Source organism: Vibrio sp. YT-16, assembly GCF_033337405.1.
GTDB lineage: Bacteria > Pseudomonadota > Gammaproteobacteria > Enterobacterales > Vibrionaceae > Vibrio > Vibrio alginolyticus.
Map to the genome: position 1 here is coordinate 1 of NZ_JAWOQQ010000130.1, position 1,126 is coordinate 1,126.

A 1,126-nucleotide genomic window follows, 5' to 3' on the forward strand; every position below is an offset into this window, starting at 1 on the left:
CTAAGTCTACTCAGATCGAAATGCGTATTTCTGATTACGGTCGTCCTATTAAAAAATCGGTTTTCCAAGAGCACACGAATAAAGAAATAAAAGCACCAAGCTTGTTTGATGAAGACAGCTGGATGTCGTCAGGGAGAGGATTAATGTTAATAAGTAATCTAGTTGACAGTTTTCAGGTATTGCGAAGTGGTCGAAAAAATACGTTTGTATTGATTAAAAGAGAGGGGCGTCTAACAACCAAGCAAAGTTCTGTCACTTTACCTGGTTCTTAGTTTTCGTCCATGACGAATTAGCTTTCTTTATTTGTGATCGGTGGTGGAAGCCGATGACAGAAGCGCTTCTAGTTCTTCTCTGGTCAACAAGTCTTGCGGATTTAGCATCCCGCTCTCGTCGTCCAAGGACATCTTGGTTCTGCTGATCAAATATCGTTTTTGAGTAGGAGTTAAGTCCTTGAGCGACTCAATCAACTCCTTGAAATGGTTGTTGTCCATGTTCATAATTTCCCCGTTCTAAGCCTTAAGCTGTTTTATTTTAAGTTTTCTAAGTCAGCGAAACTCTGCTTTTTCATTGTCACCCGCTCGTTATTAACTATAGTTATATCTTCGCATTCTGGTGCAGTATTGTTTCTTGTATTTGTTTCTATCTTCTCCAGCGCAACAACTGCGATATCTTCTCCAAAGCCTTCTAGAATGCCTTTCAAGCTGTGTGCCATCAGATACAGCTCTGGCCAATTTTGTTGAACGAACATTTTATTTAGTTGTTCTGTCGCATCAGAGTAATCCTCCAAGTACGTTGAAAAGACAGCAATGATGATGTCTACGTCATTGTCCATGTATTGATTGAGCAATTCGAAGTTGATCATTTTCACTCCCTGTCGGTTACGTGATAGCTAAACGGTTCGGGTATCTGGCTAGAAAAAGAACCAGAGAGATAATCGCTTAACCATCGCGACCAATTTGGTGGTAATGCCCTTTGTTTTAGGAAGTTAACCACCGACTCCGAATTAGAATGGCATTGTTGGTCCGGCGCTGCCAGAGCGTTCAGTTTTGTCTCTACTGAAAATGGATAGTCGTATTCGTGTGGTACGATATTACACTCTTGAAGTCGGACTGATGAACACGATTGA

At 41.0% G+C, this 1,126-nt stretch carries 3 protein-coding genes and 1 pseudogene; 1 reads left to right on the forward strand and 3 read right to left on the reverse strand.

Features of this window, described 5'->3' with window-relative positions; all coding sequences use genetic code 11:
- Positions 1-272, forward strand: a 272-nt coding sequence (locus R7F07_RS25255; RefSeq protein WP_318110676.1) for an ATP-binding protein, incomplete at its 5' end; no start/stop codon positions are given.
- Positions 273-299: 27 nt separating this feature from the next.
- Here the strand turns inward: R7F07_RS25255 and R7F07_RS25260 are convergent.
- The 3 genes and pseudogenes from R7F07_RS25260 to R7F07_RS25270 form a co-directional block, all read right to left on the reverse strand.
- On the reverse strand, positions 300-491 hold the full coding sequence (locus R7F07_RS25260; RefSeq protein ID WP_005499054.1) for a hypothetical protein: 192 nt from the start codon (positions 489-491) through the stop codon (positions 300-302).
- A gap of 35 nt (positions 492-526) precedes the next feature.
- Positions 527-862, reverse strand: a complete 336-nt coding sequence (locus tag R7F07_RS25265) for an Hpt domain-containing protein (RefSeq protein WP_318110677.1) — start codon at positions 860-862, stop codon at positions 527-529.
- Between the two features lie 2 nt (positions 863-864).
- A pseudogene (locus R7F07_RS25270) lies at positions 865-1,126 on the reverse strand (response regulator); the annotation flags it as partial.